The sequence below is a fragment of the Phenylobacterium ferrooxidans genome, from assembly GCF_042714595.1.
In the GTDB taxonomy this organism is placed as follows: Bacteria; Pseudomonadota; Alphaproteobacteria; order Caulobacterales; family Caulobacteraceae; genus Phenylobacterium; species Phenylobacterium ferrooxidans.
The window spans coordinates 36950-59289 of the sequence record NZ_JAOTJD010000014.1 but is presented as its reverse complement, the minus strand read 5'-3'; the positions used below and the strand labels follow the sequence as shown (position 1 = coordinate 59289).

The window sequence follows — 22340 nt, the reverse complement described above, 5'->3', positions numbered from 1 at the left end:
TTAGCTGGCCATTCGCTTTTCACTGGGACGCGCCGCCGGCTTGCGGCGCTGCGTGGTCACAAGGGCGTCGACGTCGAGGATGAGGGCGACGCGGCCGTCACCCAGGATGGTCGCGGCGGCCACGCCGTCGATCTGCTGGTAGTTGGCTTCCAGGCTCTTGATGACGACCTGGCGCTGACCCTGGATGGCTTCCACCAACAGGGCGGCCTTGCCGCCGCCTTCGCTCTCCACCAGGACCGCGACGCCGGAGGCGGGGTCGATGGCGGTCTCGCGGAAGCCGAGGGCCACGCCGACGTCGATCAGGGGCACGAAGATGTCGCGGATGCGGATCACCGCGTCCTTGCCGCCGATGTAGTGCACGTCCTCGGTGCGCGGGGTCAGGCTTTCGACGATGGCCGAGAGCGGGGCCACCAGGGTCTGTTCCGCCGCGGTCACCACCATGCCGTCCAGGACGGCCAGGGTGAGCGGCAGGGACATGGTGAACTTCGAACCCTTGCCGGGCTCAGAGGAAATGGAGATGCGTCCGCCCAGGCCCTGGATGGAGCGGCGGACCACGTCCATGCCTACGCCGCGGCCGGAGATGTCGGAAATCACCTCGGCGGTGGAGAAGCCGGGCAGGAAGATCAGGTTGTCGATCTCCTCGTCCGACAGCACCTGGTCCTCGGTGATCAGCCCACGGTCGACGGCGATGCCGCGGACGCGGGGGCGGTTGATGCCGCGGCCGTCGTCCTGCAGCTCGATGACGATGCGGCCGCCGCGGTGGAGGGCGCGCAGGCGCACCAGACCTTCAGCGGGCTTGCCGGCGGCGGCGCGGCCCTCGGGATCTTCCAGGCCGTGGTCGATGGCGTTGCGCAGCATGTGGGTGATCGGGTCGGCCAGGCGCTCGATCACGGTCTTGTCGACCTCGGTGCCTTCGCCCTCCATCACCAGCTTGACGCGCTTGCCGGTCATGTCGGCCACTTCGCGGGCCAGTCGCGGCATCCGTTGGAACACCGACTTCACGGGTTGGGCGCGGATCGCCATGACGCTGTCCTGGATTTCCCGGGTCAGCAGTTCCAGGTCCTCAAGACCCAGGGCGACGTTGGAGGACCGCGCCAGTCCGCTCTCCAGGACTCTCTGCGACAGCATGGCCTGCTGGATGACCAGCTCGCCGACGGCGTTGATGAGGCGGTCGACCCGGTCCAGGTCGACGCGGATGGTGACGCTCGCCGCGGCCGTGGGCGCGGCGTTGGCCGCAGCGGCCGGCGGGGCCGCGACAGGCGCCGGGGCCGCGGGCTTGGGAGCCGGGGCCGGCGCGACGCTCTGGGCGCGGGCGATCAGGGCGGCGACATCTTCGGCCGGCGCCTCGGCGGGCGCCTCGGCGACGATTTCGGGGGCGGCTTCCGGTTCGGCGGGGGCTTCGCCGCCGCCTACGCGGGCCAGCAGGGCGGCGATATCCAGATCGGCTGTGGCCGAGGCGGCGGCGGCGCGATCGTCGTCGCTCAGGCCGTCGTCGGCGGCTTGCGGCTCGGCGGCTGCGGGATCAGCGCCGTCGCGGGTGATGATCAGGTTGCAGTCGTCCTCGACGAATTCGAAGACCTCGCGGATCGAGGCTTCGTCAGAGTCCGTGAACAGCTGAATGCGCCAGCTCACATAGGCCTGCTCGGCGGCGAGCTGGTCCAGGGGTGGCAGGGCCTCGTCGATCAGGGTGACGCGGGTCTCGCCCAGGCGGGCCAGTTCGCGCAGCACCAGGCCAGCTTCGTTGGCCTTGGCGTACATCTCCGACTTCGGAGAGAATTCGATCATCCAGCACGACAGGCTATCGCCTTGCGCCGCCTCGCCGACCGGAAGCTCGGCCTGCGCCTCGGCGTTCTGGGCGTCCAGGTCGATGAAGCCGCCAGGGGCCTCGTCGCCCTCGATGCTGAGGGTGAGGGGTACGAAGCCGAAGTCCTCGTCGCCGCCGCCGCCCAGGTCGTCATCTTCCTCTTCGCCGCCGATCAGGCCGCGCAGTTCGCTGTAGGCGCCTTGAGAGCGGCCTTCTTCCACCTTGCCGCCGTCGCGGGCGGCGGCCACATGGTCGGCCAGGACGTCGAAGGCCCGCAGCAGGGTCTTGGCGACGTCGTCGGTCAGCTCCATCTTGCCGGAGCGGATCTCGTCCATCACCGTTTCGAAGACGTGGGCGAACCGGATCAGGTCTTCCAGCCCGAAGGCCCCGGCGCCGCCCTTCACCGAGTGGACGGCGCGGAAGACGGCATTGATCGTCTCGTCGTCAGCCTCGCCCGACTCCATGGCCAACAGGCCCTGCTCGGCGTCGGTCAGGAGTTCATCGCACTCCTGGAAGAACGTCTGTTTGATGCTCTCGAACGGATCCAACGGAACGCTCCGAAACGGCTTCTAGAGGGTCAGGCGGCGACGCGGCGAACGGCGTCGACCAGCTTCACCGGGTTGAACGGCTTGACGATCCAGCCGGTGGCGCCGGCCGAACGGGCCCGTTCCTTCTTGGCCGCATCGCTTTCCGTGGTCAGGACCAGGATCGGCGTGGCGCGGTGATCGGGATTGGCGCGGACGCCCTCGATCACGCCAAAGCCGTCGAGGCGAGGCATGTTGATGTCGGTGATCACCACGTCCACCGTGCCGGCGTTGGCTTGGAGGACTTCCAGGCCGTCGACGCCATCCACGGCCTGGATGACGCGGTAGCCCGCCTCAACCAGTGCATGGTTCAGCATCTCCCGCATGGTGCGGCTATCGTCGATGGTCAGTACGGTCTTGCTCACGAAAGTTCCCCTTCCGGCTCGAATTGAAGCTCGGGTTCACCGAACGCAGCCAATTGCTCTGAAAACGCCAAAGACGGTTGATCCACCGTTAAGCAGACGCCGTCCTCGGACCAGATTTTGCGCGCAGACATCAAAACCTGCAGGCAGAGACCACCCATGCGGGTGACTTGAGACGCATCGAGGTCCAGCGGACGCCCGCGCAGGGCCATCAGCTCGGCCCGCAGCGGCTCGGCCGCTTGCAGGTCCAGGACCGGGGCCAGGCTGACGGTCGCCCGTTCCGCGAGGGTTGCGGCTTCGGTGGACATCAGAATTCTTCCCATTCATCGGCGCCCGATTGCGGCGCGGGTTTGCGGAGCGCGGCGCCGTCACGGGCCGAGGTGCGGACCTGGGGCGCGCCGTGGCGGGCGGCGAAGGCCGCGACCGGGGGGCGGCGGGCGGAAGTCGCCGTGGTGACGTTGCGCGGGAGGGCGGGCGGCGGCGCATGCTGGGCGCCGACCTGGAACATGGCCACCGATCCCGCGAGCCCCTGGGCTTCCTGGGCCAGGTTGTGGCTGGCGGCGGTGGATTGCTCCACCATGGCCGCGTTCTGCTGGGTCACCTGGTCCATCTGATTGACGGCGGTATTGACCTGGGCGAGGCCGACGGCCTGCTCCTGGGCGCTGGCGGCGATCTCACTCACCAGGCCATCGATTTCGGCGACACGGCTGACGATGCGCTGCAAGGCCTCGCCGGTCTGGCCGACCAACTGCACGCCGGAGCTGACCTGGGCGGTGGACGCGCTGATCAGCGCCTTGATCTCCTTGGCGGCTTCGGCGGAGCGCTGCGCCAGGGCGCGCACTTCTGAGGCCACGACCGCGAAGCCCTTGCCGGCGTCTCCGGCCCGGGCGGCTTCCACGCCGGCGTTGAGGGCCAGCAGGTTGGTCTGGAAGGCGATCTCGTCGATCACCCCGATGATCTGGCTGATCTGCTGGGCCGAGTTCTCGATCTGGCTCATCGCCGACACGGCCTGCTGCACCACATCGCCGCTGGTCTGGGCGTCGCCGCGGGCGGCCAGCACCACCTCGGCGCAGGCCTTTGCGCCGGTGGCGGTCTTGCGGACGGTGACGGTGATCTGGTCGAGCGCCGCAGCGGTCTCTTCCAGGGTCGCGGCCTGCTGTTCGGTGCGGCGCGAGAGGTCGTCGGCGGCGGTGCTGATCTCTCCGGCTCCGGCGTGGATGCCCGAGACATTGCCGGCGATGGCCCCCATCACCTCTTCCAGGTGGCTGATGGCCTTGTTGAAGTCGGCGCCGAGCTTGGCGTACTCGCCGGAGAAGTTCTGACCCATGCGGTGGCGCAGGTCGCCTTCGCTCAGGGCCTGCAGGGCGCCGGCCAGGCCGTGGACGGCCTTCTTCTGCTCCAGGTCGAGTTCGCTGCGCAGGCTGGCGGCCTCGACGTGCTGGTGTTCAACGATCTCGTTCTGGAAGGACAACAACAGGTCCATGTCCAGCAGGGCGGCCTTGATCACCGCGCCGATGGCGTCGCAGGCCTTGTCGCGCTGGGCGGTCTTGCCGCCGAACCCCTTCGGCCAATGGGTCGCCAGGATGGAGCGCCCCATCTCGTCGAGGATGCGGGCATAACCGCCGATGGCCCACTCGGACTTGAAGCCGATATTGACGTGGGCCTCGGCGATGGCACGGACGTCCTTCAGATAGGCCTCATCGTAGTGCGCGCTGAGCACGCCGCCCCAGCGGCCGATCTGGCGCTGCTGGGCCTTCGCCATGTGGTCCGGGCCGCCGAACACGCTGCGGGTCTGGTCGTGACGGCCAAGCTGTTCGTAGAAGGCGGCGATCGCCACCGGCAGCGCGCGCTCCACCACGGGCCGCGCGTCCACCAGGGCCGCGCGGGCCTTGGCGTCCAGGCCGATGAAGTCGAGGCGGCGGTCGAGGGCGATGGTCTTGTTGTCAGCCATGCGGAGGCCGGGCGTTCTGAGCAGCCGCGGCCGGGCTGAGGTCGGATTTGAGTCGGTGAGTCGGAGAACGCGACTCTTCGAGCTTGACGAGACTCAGGGGTGTCGTGGTGATGCTCATGCAGGGCGGGGAATACTTCGACATACTATGAACGATCATCGATGAGCCCCCTGCTGATCTGTTTACCCGGATCGAATGCTTCGGAAGCGCAAGGCGTGCCAAGGCCAAGTCGATCGGACGTCTCAATTGGGTACGGTGTTTGGCTTGAAGAAATGGTTACCGGAATCTTGGCCCGCCCTGGCCGCTGGTGTGGTTCCCCAATAAAAGCGGCGACTTGGTATGCGCCGCGACAATCTGGCACGCGCATCCGAGTTCAAGACTTGGGTGAAGGCGGGTTCCGCGAGGTCAGACTTGCGGACAGGGCCGGACGGTGCTGGCCTGTCCGCCAACATGACGCCGCTGGAGGAAAACGCCATGGACCTGAGGCTGACGCCCGATATGGAGGCGTTCCGTGACGAGGTGCGCGCCTTCCTGACGGCCCACAAGGACCGGTATGCGCCGGGGGCCGGGGCGGATCGTCCCCGCGAGGCGGCCATGGAATGGCAGGCCCTTTTGATCGACAATGGCTATGCGGCTCGGACCATCCCCAAGGCCTATGGCGGCTATGGCGCGGAACCCGACATCCTGAAGTCCCGGATCATCGCCGAGGCGTTCACCGCCGCCGGCGCGCCGCGGGGTTTCGCCAACCAGGGCATCTCCATGCTGGTTCCCACCCTGCTGGAGGTGGGGTCGGAGGAACAGAAGACCCGCTGGATCGCGCCCACCCTGCGCGGCGAGATCGTCTGGTGCCAAGGCTATTCCGAACCGGGCGCAGGTTCGGACCTTGCCAACCTCCAGACCAAGGCGGTTGAGGACGGCGAGGACTTCCTGATCTCGGGCCAAAAAATTTGGACGAGCACGGCGGCCCAGGCCGACATGATCTTCTGCCTGGTGCGGACCGAGCCGCAGGCGCCCAAGCATGACGGGATTTCCTACATCCTGTTTCCCATGACCACGCCCGGCATCGAGGTCAGGCCCCTGAAGACCATGACCGGGTCGGCGGAGTTCAACGAGGTGTTCTTCACCGACGTTCGGGTCCCGCAGAGCGCCGTGGTGGGCGGGCGGGGGCGGGGTTGGTTCGTGGCCAATGCGACGCTCAAGCATGAGCGCGGCATGCTCGGGGACCCCAATGCGACGGAGGCGAGGTTCGCGGCCCTCATCGACCTGATGAAGACCGAGACGGTGGACGGCCAGAGGCTGATCGACAATCCGGTGATGGCCGACCGGCTGATGGCGCTTCAGGCGCGGGTGATGACCATGAAGTTCAATGGCTTGCGGACCCTGACCGCCTCCATGACCGGGGAGAACGCGGGCATGGCGGCGATGGTGGTCAAGCTGCAGGGGTGCGAGCTGAACCACCAGATCGCCGCCCTGGCCATCGACGCCCTGGGGGAGCTGGGGGTGCTCTACGAGGACGGGCCGCACCTGCGGGCCAAGGGGAGCTGGCAGCGCAACTACATGTTCGACCTGGGGCTGATCATCGGCGGCGGCACCGCCCAGATCCAGAAGAACATCATCTCCGAGCGGGGCCTGGGCCTGCCGCGCGAACCCAAGCTGGCGGCGGTCTGATGGATTTCTCCCTCACCGACGACCAGAGGATGATGCAGGAGAGCCTCAGCCGCACCCTGGCCGAGGCGGCCCCGCTGGAGCGGGTTCGGAAATTCGCCGGCGATCCCGCCGACCAGGCCGCCGATGTCTGGGCGGCGCTCACCGATTTCGGCCTGCCGGGCCTCGTGATCCCCGAGGCCTATGGGGGACTGAACCTCACCCTGCTGGACGCGGCCCTGATGTCAGAGGCCCTGGGGCGGGCCGTGACACCGGTTTCCTTCCTGGGCGCGGTGCTCGCCCCCCTGGCCCTTCGGCTGGCGGGGTCTGCTGAGCAGCAGGACAGGTGGCTGCCGAGGCTGGCGTCGGGCGAGGTGACGGCGGCGGTCGCCATCTCCGAGGCGGTGGCCGGCGCGCGGGATGGCGCGGGGGTCGCGACGGCGGGCGGCAAGCTCACCGGCAAGGCTTTGTTCGCGCCCGACGGCCTGACCGCCGACCTGCTGATCGTCGCTGACACCGGTGGCGGCCTGCATCTTGTCGAGGGGACGGCGAGTGGGCTCGGGCGGGAGATCATGACCGGCATCGACCAGACGCGCCGCATGGCCGAGTTGACCTTCGACCAGGTGGCCGCCGAACCCCTGACCGGCGGCCAGGGCGTGCTGGCCCGCCTGCGGGACGCCGGCTGGATTCTCCTGGCCGCCGACACCCTGGGCGCCTGCGACGTGATGATCGAGAAGGCGGTGGCCTACGCAAAGGAACGCCGGCAGTTTGGCCGGGTCATCGGCTCCTTCCAGGCGGTCAAGCACCTCTGCGCCGAGATGGCGGCCGAGCTGGAGCCCTGCCGATCCCTCGTCTGGTACGCCGGCTACGCCTTTGACGCCGCGCCGCAGGAGAGCTCGCTGGTGGCCGCCCACGCCAAGGCGCACCTGTCGGAGGTGTCGCGCTTCATCGCACGCACCTCCACCGAGGTGCATGGCGGCATGGGCATCACCGACCTGCTGGGCCTGCATTTCTGGTTCAAGCGGGTGGGCCTGAACCGCCAGCTGCTGGGCGGTCCGGAACGGGTCCGGGCCCTGGCGGCGCAGATGCAGGGGCTGACGGCCTAGGGGGTGGCCAGTCCTTCCCGCATGTCGGGGGGGACGAGTTCATGCAGTTCCGGCCGCTTGGCGATGCAGGCGTGGAAGAAGCTGCAGGTGGGCTTCACCCAAAGCTTGTTCTCCTTCGCATAGGCCAGGCCCGCCTGGACCAGCCTGGCCCCCACGCCCTTGCCGGCGAAGGCGTCGGGAACGACCGTGTGCGGGAAGGTGATGGTGTCGCCCTTCAGCCGGTACTCGGCGAAGGCGGTCTCCCCGCCGAGCTGGACCTCGAAGCGAGACGTGTCGGTGTTCATGGTCACGGTCAGGTCGTCGTCCGCCGCCATCTGGGTCTCCTGGAACTTGCGTCAGCAATCAAGCAGGGCGCTCGCTTGGGGTCAAAGCCCCATGCGCCCAGGAGCATCGGAGCGAGACGTCGAATGCGCGGACCTCATGTGTTCGTGTTTTGTTCTTGTCACTTGAGCGAGAGTATGGGATGATGTCGGAACGTTGGCGCAATCGAGCGCCGCTAGTTTTGCCCGACGATAGTGAGGCTTGTTGACCTCCTGAGTTCGGCTCCCAGTTCGGCGCGTCCCATCAGGAGAATAGAGATATGGCGCAAAGCCTGGAGGCGCGGTTGCGCGCCGCCAACGAGAACCTTGACCACTGGTATCGGCGAAAAACCGAAGACATCGAAGAGGCTAAGGAAGCCTATCGGCGAGCGGGGCTAGATGCTTGGCATATAGGAACCAAAGTCGGCCAATCACTTGTGGCGGCTACCGGGTCGCAGTTGGAAGCCCTTGGACGGGCGTACATTGGTCGTCCAGTCCCGCGAGGGCCCACTGCGTATCGGACGAGTCCAAATTCCACCCACGCCCGGAGTGATGTGTCGAGAGTCGAGGGCTCCACATTCCGCGCGGCACGAACCCCCACCTCGTCGTCACAGCATCAGCCCTGGCGCAATGCTGCGCTCCAAGCTGACACAGCCGTGCGCAGCGCGGCGAACCTTCTCACTCTCGGCTTGGCCGACAAGGGGGAGGCCGCATTGGAAGCCTCATTGAGCGTGGGAGAGGCGGGCGATTGGGGCGACCGGTATAAACGAGCTTTCGAGGCGCAGTCGGCGCGGAATGCCGACGACGCAAAGTATCGACCAAGGGCGCAGACCATTGGCTATATCGGCGGCGGGCTGTTGGGCATGGCGGCAGGTGGTCCGATTGTTGAAGGCGTCGCGGCGCGTTACCTGGCTCCAAGCGCAGCCTTCGTTCGGCAGGCCAAGACGACCCAGCGCCTCGCACCTTTGGGCCGGGGGCTGAAGAATAGCCTCTATTGGTCGGGCGTTGCGGGCGCGGGTGGCGCAGCATTGGGTGTCAGTGGTCGAGCGGCGTTAGATTTTGCGGAGCGGAAAGCCAGTTTGCCGGGATCGTACGCCTCCGCAGCTTTAGCAGGCGCGGCCGATGGAGTGGCCACCATGCGGCTGGGGCCAGGCGCTGGCGGGGCAATTGGCGGCGGAGTTTATGCCGCAACGAATGCATCACTCAACGACCGCGACGTGTCTGTACGGGACGTCGCCTTAAGTGCTCTTCAGGGCAACCTGCTCGGGAGAGGCGCGGGAGCCGTAGGAACCCTTCTCTCTCACAGACTGCCGTCGGTGGCGAAGGGGCACTTCGGAGAGTTTCTCTCTCGGCGGAGAAGCAAGATCGAGGGGGACGACATAGTCGTTGAGCAGAGGTATTTCGAGCTGCCGGAACGCCCTTTTTATCCCCGCAAACATAAGACCCGGGTCGATCTTGTCACCGCGAAGGGCAAGAAGATTGAAGCCAAATTCGGATTTGAGCCGACCTTGAGTTCGGCGCAATTGCGGGCGGTTGACGAATTGCCGAACTATGTTGTCGAGCATTGGCTGCCTCGGGATGCAGGGAAGCTCTTTGGCGGAGCCGTGTCGGGCTCGAATGTCTCCCAAATGGACCGCCGATGACGCCCTATGAAACTTGGGTGAAGGAGAACATTGGCTCGCGTAAACCTCTGGTCTCAGCGGTGCGGGAGCAGGTCTACCCACTGTTCAAGGAGCTTGGCTTTCGGCGGGGGCGAAAACCGCCGCCGGGGGTGGAGCCCGACACCTTCGGCCTGGGCTATGGCCGGGTCCGGGAGGGCCACCTCGACAAGATCGCCGTCCACTGGCGAAAATACGACCGGCCATTTTATGTCATCGAGTTTCGGACGAGCCAGACCGAACGCATGGGTCCAGGCTATGACTGGGCCCATTCATCTCCGGGGCGCATCTATCGGAGCAAACCCCCGCGTTGGCGCTTCTGGCAAGGCGAGCCCGACTGGTTCACGTCCGGGGGCAATCTTCAGGCCGAGATCGACATCGCGCTGACGCGGGTCCGTGAGTTGGATCTGTACCTGAAAACCGGCGCTCCCATGGAGCATATCGACCTCGACGGTCCGCCGCCCATCTACAAGACACCGTCCTAGGCCTGGGAGCTTCCGCCCTCCGTTTCAGCCCTGTTTCAATTTGGAGCCTGTGACTGAAATCAAGGCGGGGTCTGTCCATGCGAGTTTGGGTGGAAGTCTCAGGAGGAATTCCATGATCAGATTCGCAGCCCTCGCGGCCATCAGCCTGCTCGCCGGCCCCGCAGCCGCCCAGCCCCCCGGCCCGCCGCCTGGCATGGGCGACATGCACGCCATGCACGGCGCCGGCGCCCCCGCCGCCATGAAGGCGAAGATGGCCGAGCACATGGCCCAGATGGACAAGGACATGCACACTATCCTGCGCCTGCGTCCTGACCAGGAAACCGCCTGGCGCGCCTTCCGGGACGCCATGCATCACCATGCCATGCCGCCCATGGCGATGGCCGCGCCCAAGCCCGCCATGACCACGCCGCAGCGGCTGGACGAGATGGACAAGAAGGCCGCCGAGCGCCAGGCGCTCCATGCCAAGATGGAGGCCGCGACGCGGGCCTTCTACGCCGCCCTGGCTCCCGATCAGCAGGCCGTGTTCGACGCCCTGCACCGGATGCACGGCGCCGGCGCCATGATGCACGGGGCCGGACCGATGATGGGACGCAAGATGATGATGATGCACGGAGGCTCGGGCGGTCCGTCCCACGACTGAGGCTCCGGCCGGTCACAGCGACGAATTGTGGCGGGGGTGCGATAGTGACGCCACTATTGGCCAGCACTGAAGCTTGCATGACCCCCGCCGCCAACGCCTTCCCCGCCCCGCAGATCCTCGTCGTCGATGACGATGCGGAGCTGCGGGGCGGGATCGCCGACTATCTCTCCCAGCATGGCTATGGGGTCCTCCAGGCCGGCGACGCCCTGACCATGGAGCAGGTGCTGGCCGGGGCGCCCATCGACCTGATCGTCCTCGACCTGATGCTGCCGGGGGAGGACGGCCTCTCCATCTGTCGCCGCATCTCGGAGGCGGGCGGGCCGGCCATCATCATGCTGTCGGCCATGGGCGAGGAGATCGACCGCATCCTGGGCCTGGAGCTGGGCGCCGACGACTATCTGGCCAAGCCTTGCAGCCCGCGCGAGCTGCTGGCCCGGGTGCGCGCCGTGCTGCGCCGCGGGGAGGACGCCCGCGGTCCGGGGCCGCTGCGGGGCAAGGCCTACTACTTCCTGGGCTTCACCCTGGACGGGGTGCGCCGCCAGCTGCGGGCGCCCAACGGGGTGAGCATCCTGCTGACCGCCGGCGAATTCTCCCTGCTCAGCGTCTTCCTCGACCACCCGCAGCGGATCCTGTCGCGGGACGAGCTGATCGAGAGGGCGCGGGGGAACGAGGCCGATGTCTTCGACAGGGCCATCGACGTGCAGATCAGCCGCCTGCGGCGCAAGCTGCATGACTGCTCCAGCGGCGAGATCATCAAGACCTATCGCGGCGCCGGCTACCTGTTCGACGCCAAGGTGACCCGCCCGTGAGGCCTTGGGGGCGCAATCGCGCACCCATCGCCCTGCAACTGGTGGCTCTGCTGGTGGTGAGCCTGATCGCCGCCCAGGTGGTCACCTTCGCCGTGGTGGTGCTGATGCCGCCGCCCCCGCGGGCCGTCTACCGGCTGGAGGAGGTGGCCCAGGCGCTGAAGGGCGGCTCGCTGACGCCGCGCTTCGGCCGGCCCCTGCTGCGGGAGGTGCAGGCCGCGCCGCCCCCCGAGTCCGCCAATCCGCCTTTCCCCGGCGAGCACGCCCGCCGCCAGTTGGCGGCCCTGCTGGGGGTTCGGGAAGCTGACGTCCGCCTGACCCAGCACATGACCTTCCCCGGCCGGCTGCACCGCACCCTGGGCATCGGCGGCGCGGCCATGGAGGTGCGCCACGAGCGGATCATGGCCGATGAGTTCGGAGCCGGCAGGCGCCCGATGATGGCCTTCCGGGAGATAGGCCCGCCGATGTTCGGCGAGTTCAGCGCCGCGGTGCGCCACAGCGACGGCCAGTGGGTGGTGGTGCAGCCCCAGCCCGAGCCCTTCCCCAATGACTGGCAGAGGCGGGTGCTGTCTTGGCTGGCCGGGTGCCTGATGGTGGTCGCGCCGCTCGGCTATCTGTTCGCCCGCCGCATCACCGCGCCTCTGGGCCAGTTCGCCCAGGCCGCCGAGACCCTGGGGCGTGATCCCAGCGGACCGCTGATGGCGCTGTCGGGGCCAGCCGAGATCGGCGCGGCGGCGCGGGCTTTCAACGACATGCAGGTGCGGCTGAAGCGGTTCATCGACGACCGCACCGCCATGGTCGGCGCCATCTCCCACGACCTGCGCACGCCGCTGGCCCGCATGCGCTTCAAGCTGGAAGGCGCGCCGGGGCCGGTGAAGGAAGCGGTCCTGGCCGACATCACCCAGATGGAGGCCATGATCACCTCGGTCCTGGCCTTCATCCGCGACGCCAGCGCCGCCCGGCCGCGCGAGCGGCTCGACCTGCTGTCGCTGCTGGAATGCCTGGTGGACGACGCCGGCGACCAGGACCTGACGGTTCTGGAGGACAGCAGGCCGATGACGGTCGACGCCGACGCGCTCGGCCTGCAGCGGCTGTTCGGCAACCTGCTGGACAATGCGGTGAAGCACGGCGTGCGGGGCCGGGTCCGCGTCTTCCAAGAGGACGGCCACGCGCTGGTGGAGATCGCCGACGACGGGCCCGGCCTGGAAGCCGGCGAGCTGGAGCGGGTCTTCCAGCCCTTCTACCGGGCCGAGGCCGCCCGGACCCTCGATGGCGGCGGGGTGGGGCTGGGCCTGGCCGTGGCGCGCTCGATCGCGCGCGCGCACGGCGGCGACGTGGTGCTGGTGTCTTCGGCGGCGGGGCTGGTGGCGCGGGTGCGGTTGCCGCTGTCGGCGGGGTAGCCCCTTCTCCCTCTCGCAGCGGGGAGGAAAGGTTCCCCCAAGGCGTCGCGGCGGTTGGGAAATTTTGACCGCCCAGGCGTCTTGCCTCTCCGGCGACGGGCCGACATGGTCCCCCGAAGTTCTGGAGGAATCCCCCATGAAGACCCGCGCCGCTGTCGCCTTCCAAGCCAAGCAGCCCCTGGAGATCGTCGAGGTGGACCTGGAGGGGCCAAAGGCCTTCGAGGTGCTGGTGGAGATCAAGGCGACGGGGATCTGCCACACCGACGCCTACACCCTGGACGGGCTGGATTCGGAGGGCATCTTCCCCTCGATCCTGGGCCATGAGGGGGCGGGCGTGGTGCTGGAGGTGGGCCCCGGCGTCACCAGCGTGAAGCCCGGCGACCACGTGATCCCGCTCTACACGCCGGAATGCCGCCAGTGCAAAAGCTGCCTGTCGCGCAAGACCAACCTGTGCACCGCGATCCGCGGGACCCAGGGCAAGGGCCTGATGCCGGACGGCACCAGCCGGTTCTCCTACAAGGGCCAGGCGATCGCCCACTACATGGGCTGTTCGACCTTCGCCAACCACATCGTCCTGCCCGAGATCGCGGTGGCCAAGATCCGCGACGACGCTCCCTTCGACAAGGCCTGCTACATCGGTTGCGGCGTGACGACCGGGGTCGGCGCGGTGGTCAATACGGCGGGCGTAGAGCCCGGAGCTAATGTCATCGTCTTCGGCCTCGGGGGCATCGGCCTGAACGTCCTGCAGGGCGCGCGGATGGTGGGGGCCGGCATGATCATCGGCGTCGACATAAATCCTGATCGGGAGGCCTGGGGCCGCAAGTTCGGCATGACCCACTTCGTCAATCCGAAGGCCATCGACGGTGACATCGTCGCCCACCTGGTGGCCCTGACCGACGGCGGGGCTGACTACACCTTCGACTGCACCGGCAACACCACTGTGATGCGCCAGGCCCTGGAGGCCTGCCATCGCGGCTGGGGCGAGAGCATCATCATCGGGGTGGCCGAGGCCGGCAAGGAGATCGCCACCCGGCCGTTCCAGCTGGTCACTGGGCGGGTCTGGAAGGGCACGGCCTTCGGCGGCGCGCGGGGCCGCACCGACGTGCCGAAGATCGTCGACTGGTACATGGACGGCAAGATCGAGATCGATCCGATGATCACCCACGTCATGCCGCTGGAGGACATCAACAAGGCCTTCGACCTGATGCATTCGGGCGAAAGCATCCGTTCGGTGGTGGTGTTCTAGAGCGTGACAGCTTCAAGTGGACGCCGGTTGAAGCGCTCGTCACGCTCTAACTTTAAGAAGATAGACCCATTTTATCCGGTTCAGGTGAAGCCACCTGAACCGGAAAGGGTCTAGCGGGTGGAGATCCTCAAGTCGCATCGCGTCCACGGCGGGACCCTGAGCTATTGTCGGCACGCCAGCGAGGCCACCGGCACGCCGATGACCTTCTCGATCTTCATTCCGCCTGGGGAGGGGCCGTTTCCCCTGCTGGTCTGGCTGTCGGGCCTGACCTGTACCGAGGACAACTTCACCACCAAGGCCGGCGCCTATGGCGCGGCAGCCGCCGCCGGCCTAGCCATCGTGGCGCCCGACACCAGCCCGCGCGGCGAAGGCGTGGCAGACGATCCGGCCTATGACCTTGGCCAAGGGGCGGGGTTCTATCTGGACGCGACCCAGGAGCCCTGGGCCAAGCACTTCCAGATGGAGAGCTACATCACCGGCGACCTGCTGGCGGTGCTGGGGGACAGCTTCCCGGTGGACCTCGCCCGCGTCGGCATCTCCGGCCACTCCATGGGCGGGCATGGGGCGCTGACCCTGGCCCTGCGGCACGCCAACCTGTTCAAGTCGGTCTCGGCCTTCGCGCCGATCTGTTCGCCGACCCGGTGCGACTGGGGACGCAAGGCCTTCACAGCCTATCTGGGGGAGCACGAGGCGGCCTGGGCGCCCCACGACGCTTGCGTGCTGATCGAGGCGGGCGCGGCGCGGTTCGACGACATCCTGGTGGACCAGGGGACCGGGGACGACTTCCTGGAGAACCAGCTCAAGCCGGAGCTGCTGGCGGCGGCCTGCCAGGCGGCGGACCAGAAGCTGACCCTGCGGATGCAGCTGGGCTACGATCACTCCTACTTCTTCATGGCCAGCTTCATCGCCGACCATGTGGCCTGGCATGCCGCCCGTCTCTGAGGCGTGACACCGGTGTCATGACGAGTCTATCTTCTCGGGCAAACCGGGAGGATGACCGTGCACGACCTGTCTCGACGGGCGCTGATCGCGGGCGGCCTGGTCCTGCCGTCTGGCGTCCATGCGGCCAGCGCCTCGCCTGTCGCCGAGACGACCAACGGCCCGGTGCGCGGCCACATCGACCAGGGGATCAAGGTCTTCAAGGGGGTGCGCTATGGCGCAGACACCGGCCCGCGCCGGTTCCGTCCGCCGTTGGCGCCGCCGCCCTGGAGGAAGACGCTGGACGCCACGGCCTATGGTCCAAGCGCGCCGCAGGGGGGCCGCGACGAAGAGCGCCAGAGCGAGGACTGCCTGTTCCTGAACGTCTGGACGCCTGGCCTGCGGGACGGCCGACGGCGGCCAGTCATGGTCTATCTGCACGGGGGCGGCTATTCGAGCGGCTCGGGGTCGTCGCCGCTCTATGACGGGGTGCGGCTCTGCCGGCGGGGCGAGGTGGTGGTGGTGACGATCAATCACCGCCTGAACGTCCTGGGCTACGGCTTCCTGGCGAAGCTGGCTGGGCCGGATTTCGCCGACAGCGGCAACGCCGGGATGCTGGACATCCTGTTGGCCCTGGCCTGGGTTCGCGACAACGCCGCCGAATTCGGGGGCGATCCGGGCCGGGTCATGGTGTTTGGCCAGTCGGGCGGCGGGGCCAAGATCGCCACCATGATGGCCATGCCGGCCGCCGCGGGCCTCTTCCACAGCGCCGCCACCATGAGCGGCCAGCAGGTGACGGCGTCCGGCCCCCTGCACGCAACCGAGCGGATGGGCCTGTTCCTGGCCGCCGTGGGCCTGACGCCGGAGCGGGCGGGGGAGGCCGCGACCCTGCCGGTGGGCAAGCTGCTGGAGGGCCTCAGCGTCCGCGATCCCTTCACGCCGGGTGGGCTCTATTTCGGCCCGGTGCTGGACGAGCGGTCTTTGACCCGCCACCCCTTCTGGCCGGACGCCGCGCCGCAGGGGCTGAAGATCCCGATGATCATTGGCAACACCCGTGACGAGGTCCGCGCATTCGTGGCCAGGACCAGGCCCGATCCCTTCGCCATGGGGTGGGACGAGGTGGCCGGGCGGATCGCGCCGGAGATGCGGGTGGATATCGACCCTGACCACGTGGTCGCCGAGTATCGGAAACTGTACCCGGACTATTCGCCCAGCGAGGTGTTCTTCGCCGCCATCACGGCGGGCCGCTCCTGGCGGGGGGCGGTGATCGAGGCGGAGGAACGGGCGCAGGCCGGGGCGCCGGCCTGGGTCTACCAACTGGATCTGCCAAGCACCGTCGAGGGCGGCCGCCTGCGGGCCATGCACACCGCCGACATCCCCCTGGTGTTCGACAACCTGGCGGCCAGGGGCTCGCCCGTCGCGCCGTCGGCGGCCGCGCAATCGGTGGCCGACGCGATGAGTGAGGCCTTCATCGCCCTGGCCAAAACCGGGAACCCCAACTGCGAGGCCCTGCCGGCCTGGACGCCCTACGACCTGAGCCGGCGCGCCACCATGGTGTTCGATGCGGAGACCCGACTGGTGGACGACCCGCGCGGCGCCGAACGCCGCCTGTTCGCCAAGGTCCCCTACATCCAGCCCGGGACCTAGATCGCGCGGCGGAACGGCACCACCACGTCGGTCGCCTCATAGGCCTCCATCGTCACGGCCGGCGGGGTCATGTCAGGCACGCGCAGGATCAGGCCGTTCAGGTTGAAGGCCTGGGCCACCAGGCAGGCGGCTGCGGGGAAGGGCGGCTGGCAGGCGTCGGCCAGCAGCCAGGCCAGGTGGGCCTCCAGCCGCGGATAGTCCTCGATCTGGGCCGCTGCGAAGATGGCCACGATCAGCTGCTCGTCGTGGCTCAGCCGACAGGACCCGGGGACGCAGAGTGTGACCTTGCGCCGGCCTCGCCGGGCCAGTTCTCGGATGAAGACCTCAAGCGCGTTCAGGGCCTCGCTCCCCGTCACCCCGCAGGCCTGCTCGTACTGCCGCCGCACCAGGGGGCAGACGCCGACCCCGAAGGCTATGGCCCGGAACCCCCAGACCAGCATGTGCTCGCCCTGGCTCAGATCGCGGAGGTGGGTGGTTTCGCAGGGCACGGCGCGACTCCTTCTGGAGCATCCCATTTACTGCGTCTGCCAATGACTCCCAGGCTTTGGGCCCTGCATGACGCCGATGTCGCGGCCGAACGGGCAAGACCTCTGTGGTTGCTAAGAGAGATATTTATACTGAAGACAGTCCACTAAGCCGCCACCGACTGGCGCTCATCTGTAAACTCGTAGCTGGCTTCGTCCCAGAGGGAGTCCCATTCGGCGAAGCGGGCGTGGGCGTCGCGCAGGCGGGCGTCGTCGCGGACGCTGACCACTTCGCCCTCGGCTTCGTCCCAGACCACGGTGAGGTCGGCCAGACGGTGGTCGCCTGAGGCCAGACGGCCCTGGATCTGGAGGCGTTCCACCATCTCCTCGGAGACCCGCAGCTTCATGCGGCCGCCGGCCTGGCGCACGGCGATGTCGGCGTGGGTGATGACCTTGGCGATCATGTCGGCGTTGGCGGCCTCCACCGGGCGGCGGACGTCGAACAGGAACAGCGGTTCGGAGCGGACAGCGCGGGGGCGGCGGAGTTGAGCGACGTTGGGCATGTGTGGCTCCTTTCGTTTCGGCATCATCAAGGTAGGATGCCGGTGCGTCAGAAACGGACGTACAAATCTGGGGGCCGACTTTGCGGCACGAAAAGGCGACTCGGTTACTCGAACTGGCGCGTCTCCTGGCGTCTTCCGCCGAGGGAATGACGCTTGATGAGATCGCAAGTTCCATGGGGGTGGGACGGCGCACCGCCGAGCGGATGCGCGACGCCGTGCGGGACGCCTTCCCGCAGATGGAGGAGATCGAGGATCCCCCCACCAAGCGGTTCAAGATTCCCTCCGGATTGGACGGCATCTTCCAGGCGCCGACGGCCGATGAGTTCGCCGCCCTGCACGCGGCGGCCGAACAGTTCCGGGCCATGGGCGCAACCGGGCGGGCGGCCGCCTTGTTGAACCTGGAACAGAAGGTGCTGTCGGCCATGCGGGCGGGCGTGCGCCGCAAGCTCGCCCCGGACCTGGAGGCCCTGTTGGAAGCCGAGGCCATCTCCATCCACGCCGGCCCCCGGCCCTTCGAGGACGAGAGCGTGCTGGGCGCCATCCGCGACGCCATCAAGTCCCTGCGCCGCCTGCGCTTCCGCTACCAGGGCGGCTCGACGCCGGGGCGGGTGCGGGAGATCACGCCGTTCGGGGTGCTGTTTGGGCGGTCCAACTATCTGGTGGGGGCGGAGGGCGATTCGAAGGAGCCGCGCACCTGGCGGCTGGACCGGGTGGCCGACCTGGAGGTCACCGAGACCTTCGGCGCCAAGCCCGAGGACTTCACCCTGCAGGCCTTCGTGGAGCGTTCCTTCGGCATCTACCAGGACGCGGTGGAGGAGGTGCGGCTGCGCATCCTGCCCCATGGCGCCGACGAGGCCATGGGCTGGCGCTTCCACCCGACCCAGAGGCTGGAACCCCTGCCGGACGGCGGCGTGCTGGCCACCTTCCACGCCGGCGGCATGCGGGAGCTGGCCTGGCACCTGTTCACCTGGGGCGACAAGGTGGAGATCCTGGGGCCCGAGCGGCTGAAGCAGATGATGCGCGACGAGCTGGCGATCGCTGTCGCCACCCACGGCGCGCCATGCTGACCCCGCGCCCCGACGGGCGGGTGGAGAGCCAGGTCCCGGTGCTGCTGCCGATCATGGGGCCGCGCCTGCAGGGCCAACTGCATCCCGATGGACGGCTGGAGCTGGCGTTGTGGGGGGCGGGCGATCTGGGGCGGCTGCGGTTCTCAGCCCTCGCCGGGCCTTTCGTCCACGCGCCGAACCTGGTGACGACGCCGAGCGGCGGCGCCTATGCCGCGCAGTCGGACCCGGTGCTGCTGCTGCGGGGCGTGACCTATCGCGGCTTCACCCCAGCGCGGAAGTGCGCGCCCTGGGACCGCACGGCGCACCCCAAATCCAGGGTTTCGCGCAAGGGCGCGCGGCGGCGGATCGACCTACCCTGGGCGGTCGTGCTGCTGGAGTCGCGGGGACCAGACCTGATTGTCTCGGCAGGCGCGGATCTGGACGAGGCTGAGCGCGGTCTGGGCCTGTCGGTGGAGACCATTGTCACCGAGGCCGAGCACTACGCCCTCCACTGCGACCAACTTCCCGAAGCTGACCCCGTGCTGCGCTCCATGGTCATGCAGGGAACCCACGCGGCCCTGTCGTCGGTGCGCCGTGACGAACGCGGCCGGTTCGACGGCCTGGCGGCGGGTCTGGCCTATAGCGCGCCAGCCCGGACCTATTACCGCGACGGCTACTGGACCCTGCAACTGCTGCTGAAGGCCGCGCCGGCCGTGGTCCATGCCCAGATCGACCTGCTGGCGGCCGGTGTCCAGCCCGACGGCGAGGCCCCGAGCGGCGTCATCGTCTCAGGCCCGGAGATGGCCCACGCCTGGGAGGCGCTGCGCAGCACGGTGTTGGGCTTCGACTGGATCCACAGGCGCCGGGCCGACTGGTGGAGCGATCACTTCGACAGCCCGCTGTTCTTCATCCTGACCCTGGGCGACTACGTCCGCGCCACCGGGGATACCGAGCCGGTGGACCGCAACTGGCCCTTCGTGAGGGCGATCTACGAGCGCTATGTCGCCCTGTCGCCGGACGGCCTGCCGGTGAAGCCGCGCCACGACCGCGACTGGGCCGACAACGTCTATCGCTCGGGCCTGGTGAGCTACGACATCGGCCTGTGGGTCGGGGCCCTGGACGCCATCGCCGAGCTTGGGGCGGCGCAGGACCCGGAGCTGGCTGCGGAGGCCAAGGCGACGGCGGTGGAGACCCGGGCTGCGGTGGCGGCCCAGATGAAGCGGCCGCACGGCGGCTATCCCGACTATCTCGACGTCCCGGCTGGCGTCGCCGAGGACCACCTGACCCTCGACAGCCTCACCCTGCTGCGCCACGACGCCGTGCCGGAGGCCGACGCCCTGGAGGTGCTGGAACGCGTGCGCCAGAGCCTGGAGAGCCGCCACAACGACCGCCAGGGGTTCGGCGACTGGGGCATGCTCTGCGCCTATCCGCCCTTCAGCCGGCGCGGCGACCTGAGGTCGAAGACGGTGTTCCCGTTCCGCTACCACAACGGCTCCGACTGGCCGTGGCTGGACGGCCTCTATGCTGGAGAGCGGCTGCGGCGCGGCCTGCCCGGCTGGCGCTATCCCATGGTGCGGTGGTGGGAGTTCTGCCTGAGCCAGGGTTGGATGGGCGCGGTGGAATACTTCTCGCCGCCCTGGGGGCGGGGGTCTCTGCTGCAGGGCTGGTCGAGCCTGCCGGCGGCGGTGGCCCTGGCGCATCGCGAGATGGTGCTCAACGGCGATCCGGATTGACCACCTCCCGTCCCCCTGAAAGGGCAGAGGAGGTGGCTCACCGATCCACAGCCAATGCGAAATACTCCCGGTCGAACAGGCGGTAGTAGAGCCAGGCGGGCAGCTTGTCGTAGCCGGGCTGGACGTCGGCGATGACCTTGGCCTGGCTGGCGTGGACGTCCAGCAGGCGGCGCTTGGTGGTGGCGAAGCGGGCGATGGGCATGGCCACGGTTGGGGCGGGGAGGCCGGCCTGCGGATCGCTGGGATAGTTGTCGCGGAAGGCGGCCACCAGCTTGAGGGCGATCCTGATCAACGCGCGGGGCAAGGTCGCCTGGTAGAGGCGGCGGATCGCGTTTTCCTCCTGCGCGAGTTCACGCGCCCAGCGGCCGGTGGCCACGTGATCGGGGTGGCCGTAATAGCCGATACGCTCGTCGAAGCTGATGAGCACGCTCGGCTTCCAATGAGCAATCCGTTTACGGAGCACGTCCTTGACCGCCTCGCCGTCGGTGGCGGACAGGCCGCCGTCGGGCCATTCGAAGACCTCCACCGCATGAGCGCTAAGCGTCGTCCCGGCGGCCTGGGCCTCAAGGCTGCGGATCCGCGCGAGGTCCTCGCGGCCATAGCCAGTGTCTCGGGCGGCTTCGCCTCGGGTGAGGTAGATCAGGATCACCTGAGCCCCGTCGCGCGCCATCGCCGCAAGGGTTCCGGCGCTGGTGATCTCGTCGTCGGGGTGGGCCCAGATGGCCAAGACCGTCCTGGGCGCGCCCGCGACCAGCAGGCTGTGCGCCCTGGGGACCGCGCCATCGTTCAACCGATTGCGGACCAGCAGGAAGGCGACGCCCAGCAGGACCAGCAGGACGGCGGCGAAACTCACGGCCGGAAGCAGTCCACCAGTTCGGCCAGCCAGGCCTTGAGGTCGTCCTTCCGCTCGGTCGGCGTCTTGCCGTGGCGCACCACCACCAGGTCGAGCTCGGGGACCACCACGGTGAACTGCCCCTCATGGCCGTTGGCGGAGAAGGAGCCAGGGCCGCCCAGGCCCAACCACCAGTGGGCGCCATAGGGGCCGTCGGTGACGCCCTGCTGCTGGAAGGTGAGCGTGCGGGCATAGTCGACCCAGCCCTCGGGCAGCAGGCGCTGGTTCTCCCAGACCCCGCCGCGCAGGTAGAGCAGGCCAAAGCGGGCGAAGTCCTGGGCCGTAGCGAAGCAGAAGGACGAGCCGATGAAGGTCCCGGCCGGATCGAACTTGGGGACCGGGCTGGTCATGCCGAGCGGCGCAAACAGCCGCGCGCGCATGAAGGCCTCGAAGTCGGGGCCGTAGGCGTCCAGCGTCCTGGCCAGCACGCGGGCGACGATGTTGGTCGTGCCGCTGGAATAGGAGAAGTGGCGGTCGGGCGCGTAGAGCAGGGGCTTGTCGGCGGCGTAGTGGGCCACGTCTTCCTTCCCCACGCCCCACAGCATGGCGATGGTGTCCGACGGCTTGTCGGGCTCATAGACCTCCGAGAACTCGAGGCCGGAGGACATGCGCAGCAGGTGGTCCAGGGTGATGGCGCCGCGCGGGTCGCCGGCGTCGCGCCACTCGGGCACATCGGCGGGCGCGTGGATGTCCAGCTTGCCGTCCCCCACCAGCAGGCCGGTGAGGGCGTGGGTGATGCCCTTGGCCTTGGACCAGGAGAGGCAGGTCTTGTCGGGGCCGTGGTCGGGACCATAGCGCTCGAAGATCAGTCGGCCTTCCCGGATGATCACCACGGCGTGGGCTTCGCCGAAGGCCAGCTGGTCGAACTGCTCGGCCATCAGGTCATCGAGGCGCAGGCGGTCGAAGCCGGGCGGGAAGAGGCCAAGCGGCCACTCCTCCGTCGGCCACGGGGTTCCGGCGGGCTGGGTGGGCAGGGGCGGCAGGCTCATGGGGAGAGACTGGCGCCAAGCCGCCGGCTTCATCAAGAGCTAGAACGGCATCCGCAGCTTTAGGGCCGCGGTGTCGTCCCGGGGAGTCCAGGACAGCTACCCGTG

The 22340-nt window shown here is 68.4% G+C and carries 21 protein-coding genes; 12 read left to right on the top strand and 9 right to left on the bottom strand.

The genetic code is table 11. From position 1 onward, the window contains the following. Genes OCL97_RS09150 through OCL97_RS09135 form a run of 4 tightly spaced genes read right to left on the bottom strand, consistent with a single transcriptional unit; the run spans position 1 to position 4701 of the window. The gene (locus OCL97_RS09150; protein ID WP_377369549.1) at positions 1–2352 is read right to left on the bottom strand and encodes a chemotaxis protein CheA; all 2352 of its coding nucleotides are present in this window, start codon (positions 2350–2352) and stop codon (positions 1–3) included. 29 nt (positions 2353–2381) lie between these two features. Continuing rightward, the gene (locus tag OCL97_RS09145) at positions 2382–2753 is read right to left on the bottom strand and encodes a response regulator (RefSeq protein ID WP_377369547.1); all 372 of its coding nucleotides are present in this window, start codon (positions 2751–2753) and stop codon (positions 2382–2384) included. Beyond that, positions 2750–3058, bottom strand: a complete 309-nt coding sequence (locus tag OCL97_RS09140; RefSeq protein WP_305338868.1) for an STAS domain-containing protein — start codon at positions 3056–3058, stop codon at positions 2750–2752. Before OCL97_RS09140 ends, OCL97_RS09145 begins: the two co-directional genes overlap by 4 nt. After that, positions 3058–4701, bottom strand: coding sequence for a methyl-accepting chemotaxis protein (locus OCL97_RS09135; RefSeq protein ID WP_377369545.1), 1644 nt, complete (start codon positions 4699–4701; stop codon positions 3058–3060). Before OCL97_RS09135 ends, OCL97_RS09140 begins: the two co-directional genes overlap by 1 nt. A 472-nt stretch (positions 4702–5173) precedes the next feature. Here OCL97_RS09135 and OCL97_RS09130 point away from each other — a divergent pair, with 472 nt between their 5' ends. After that, the gene (locus tag OCL97_RS09130; RefSeq protein WP_377369543.1) at positions 5174–6367 is read left to right on the top strand and encodes an acyl-CoA dehydrogenase family protein; all 1194 of its coding nucleotides are present in this window, start codon (positions 5174–5176) and stop codon (positions 6365–6367) included. Further along, on the top strand, positions 6367–7449 hold the full coding sequence (locus OCL97_RS09125; RefSeq protein ID WP_377369541.1) for an acyl-CoA dehydrogenase family protein: 1083 nt from the start codon (positions 6367–6369) through the stop codon (positions 7447–7449). The genes OCL97_RS09130 and OCL97_RS09125 overlap by 1 nt, the downstream gene beginning before the upstream one ends. Here the strand turns inward: OCL97_RS09125 and OCL97_RS09120 are convergent. Further along, positions 7446–7763 (bottom strand): GNAT family N-acetyltransferase, encoded by a 318-nt coding sequence (locus tag OCL97_RS09120; protein WP_377369539.1) that lies wholly within the window; start codon positions 7761–7763, stop codon positions 7446–7448. The genes OCL97_RS09125 and OCL97_RS09120 overlap by 4 nt on opposite strands. Before the next feature lie 641 nt (positions 7764–8404). Between OCL97_RS09120 and OCL97_RS09115 the strand changes: the two genes are divergently transcribed. From OCL97_RS09115 to OCL97_RS09080, 8 genes are all read left to right on the top strand, one after another. Then, positions 8405–9391, top strand: a complete 987-nt coding sequence (locus tag OCL97_RS09115) for a hypothetical protein (RefSeq protein WP_377369537.1) — start codon at positions 8405–8407, stop codon at positions 9389–9391. A 17-nt stretch (positions 9392–9408) separates the two neighbouring features. Beyond that, positions 9409–9891 (top strand): hypothetical protein, encoded by a 483-nt coding sequence (locus tag OCL97_RS09110; protein WP_377369535.1) that lies wholly within the window; start codon positions 9409–9411, stop codon positions 9889–9891. A gap of 112 nt (positions 9892–10003) precedes the next feature. Next, a complete protein-coding gene (locus OCL97_RS09105) occupies positions 10004–10531 on the top strand; it encodes a Spy/CpxP family protein refolding chaperone (protein ID WP_377369533.1) in 528 nt (175 codons plus the stop codon). Between the two features lie 77 nt (positions 10532–10608). Then, a complete protein-coding gene (locus OCL97_RS09100; RefSeq protein ID WP_377369531.1) occupies positions 10609–11340 on the top strand; it encodes a response regulator in 732 nt (243 codons plus the stop codon). Further along, positions 11337–12737 (top strand): ATP-binding protein, encoded by a 1401-nt coding sequence (locus OCL97_RS09095; protein WP_377369529.1) that lies wholly within the window; start codon positions 11337–11339, stop codon positions 12735–12737. Before OCL97_RS09100 ends, OCL97_RS09095 begins: the two co-directional genes overlap by 4 nt. 136 nt (positions 12738–12873) lie before the next feature. Beyond that, entirely contained in the window at positions 12874–13983 is a 1110-nt protein-coding gene (locus tag OCL97_RS09090; protein WP_377369527.1) for an S-(hydroxymethyl)glutathione dehydrogenase/class III alcohol dehydrogenase, read from the top strand. 117 nt (positions 13984–14100) lie between these two features. Next, complete coding sequence (gene fghA / locus OCL97_RS09085; RefSeq protein WP_377369525.1) at positions 14101–14925, top strand: S-formylglutathione hydrolase; 825 nt, start codon at positions 14101–14103, stop codon at positions 14923–14925. Positions 14926–14976: 51 nt separating this feature from the next. Next, positions 14977–16548: a carboxylesterase/lipase family protein gene (locus tag OCL97_RS09080; RefSeq protein WP_377369523.1), complete on the top strand. Its 1572-nt coding sequence runs from the start codon at positions 14977–14979 to the stop codon at positions 16546–16548. Here the strand turns inward: OCL97_RS09080 and OCL97_RS09075 are convergent. Next, positions 16545–17036 (bottom strand): hypothetical protein, encoded by a 492-nt coding sequence (locus OCL97_RS09075; protein ID WP_377369522.1) that lies wholly within the window; start codon positions 17034–17036, stop codon positions 16545–16547. The genes OCL97_RS09080 and OCL97_RS09075 overlap by 4 nt on opposite strands. Before the next feature lie 143 nt (positions 17037–17179). Continuing rightward, positions 17180–17575, bottom strand: a complete 396-nt coding sequence (locus OCL97_RS09070) for a hypothetical protein (RefSeq protein WP_377369520.1) — start codon at positions 17573–17575, stop codon at positions 17180–17182. An 80-nt stretch (positions 17576–17655) separates the two neighbouring features. On the opposite strand from OCL97_RS09070, the gene OCL97_RS09065 reads away from it, so the two are divergent. Next, the gene (locus OCL97_RS09065; RefSeq protein ID WP_377369518.1) at positions 17656–18642 is read left to right on the top strand and encodes a helix-turn-helix transcriptional regulator; all 987 of its coding nucleotides are present in this window, start codon (positions 17656–17658) and stop codon (positions 18640–18642) included. After that, the gene (locus OCL97_RS09060; protein ID WP_377369516.1) at positions 18636–20354 is read left to right on the top strand and encodes a glucosidase family protein; all 1719 of its coding nucleotides are present in this window, start codon (positions 18636–18638) and stop codon (positions 20352–20354) included. Before OCL97_RS09065 ends, OCL97_RS09060 begins: the two co-directional genes overlap by 7 nt. Positions 20355–20391: 37 nt before the next feature. Here the strand turns inward: OCL97_RS09060 and OCL97_RS09055 are convergent, their stop codons facing one another. Together OCL97_RS09055 and OCL97_RS09050 are read right to left on the bottom strand one after the other, a co-directional pair. Continuing rightward, entirely contained in the window at positions 20392–21207 is an 816-nt protein-coding gene (locus OCL97_RS09055) for a PIG-L deacetylase family protein (protein ID WP_377369514.1), read from the bottom strand. Beyond that, positions 21204–22235, bottom strand: a complete 1032-nt coding sequence (locus OCL97_RS09050) for a serine hydrolase domain-containing protein (protein WP_377369512.1) — start codon at positions 22233–22235, stop codon at positions 21204–21206. Before OCL97_RS09050 ends, OCL97_RS09055 begins: the two co-directional genes overlap by 4 nt. Positions 22236–22340 lie beyond the last annotated feature (105 nt).

Coding starts and splice junctions, on each gene's coding strand:
- OCL97_RS09120 (WP_377369539.1), bottom strand. CDS start 7,763: ATGGCGGCGGACGACGACCTGACCGTGACCATGAACACCGACACGTCT.
- OCL97_RS09100 (WP_377369531.1), top strand. CDS start 10,609: ATGACCCCCGCCGCCAACGCCTTCCCCGCCCCGCAGATCCTCGTCGTC.
- OCL97_RS09070 (WP_377369520.1), bottom strand. CDS start 17,575: ATGCCCAACGTCGCTCAACTCCGCCGCCCCCGCGCTGTCCGCTCCGAA.
- OCL97_RS09080 (WP_377369523.1), top strand. CDS start 14,977: ATGACCGTGCACGACCTGTCTCGACGGGCGCTGATCGCGGGCGGCCTG.
- OCL97_RS09105 (WP_377369533.1), top strand. CDS start 10,004: ATGATCAGATTCGCAGCCCTCGCGGCCATCAGCCTGCTCGCCGGCCCC.
- OCL97_RS09140 (WP_305338868.1), bottom strand. CDS start 3,058: ATGTCCACCGAAGCCGCAACCCTCGCGGAACGGGCGACCGTCAGCCTG.
- OCL97_RS09130 (WP_377369543.1), top strand. CDS start 5,174: ATGGACCTGAGGCTGACGCCCGATATGGAGGCGTTCCGTGACGAGGTG.
- OCL97_RS09060 (WP_377369516.1), top strand. CDS start 18,636: ATGCTGACCCCGCGCCCCGACGGGCGGGTGGAGAGCCAGGTCCCGGTG.
- OCL97_RS09125 (WP_377369541.1), top strand. CDS start 6,367: ATGGATTTCTCCCTCACCGACGACCAGAGGATGATGCAGGAGAGCCTC.
- OCL97_RS09135 (WP_377369545.1), bottom strand. CDS start 4,701: ATGGCTGACAACAAGACCATCGCCCTCGACCGCCGCCTCGACTTCATC.
- OCL97_RS09050 (WP_377369512.1), bottom strand. CDS start 22,235: ATGAGCCTGCCGCCCCTGCCCACCCAGCCCGCCGGAACCCCGTGGCCG.
- OCL97_RS09090 (WP_377369527.1), top strand. CDS start 12,874: ATGAAGACCCGCGCCGCTGTCGCCTTCCAAGCCAAGCAGCCCCTGGAG.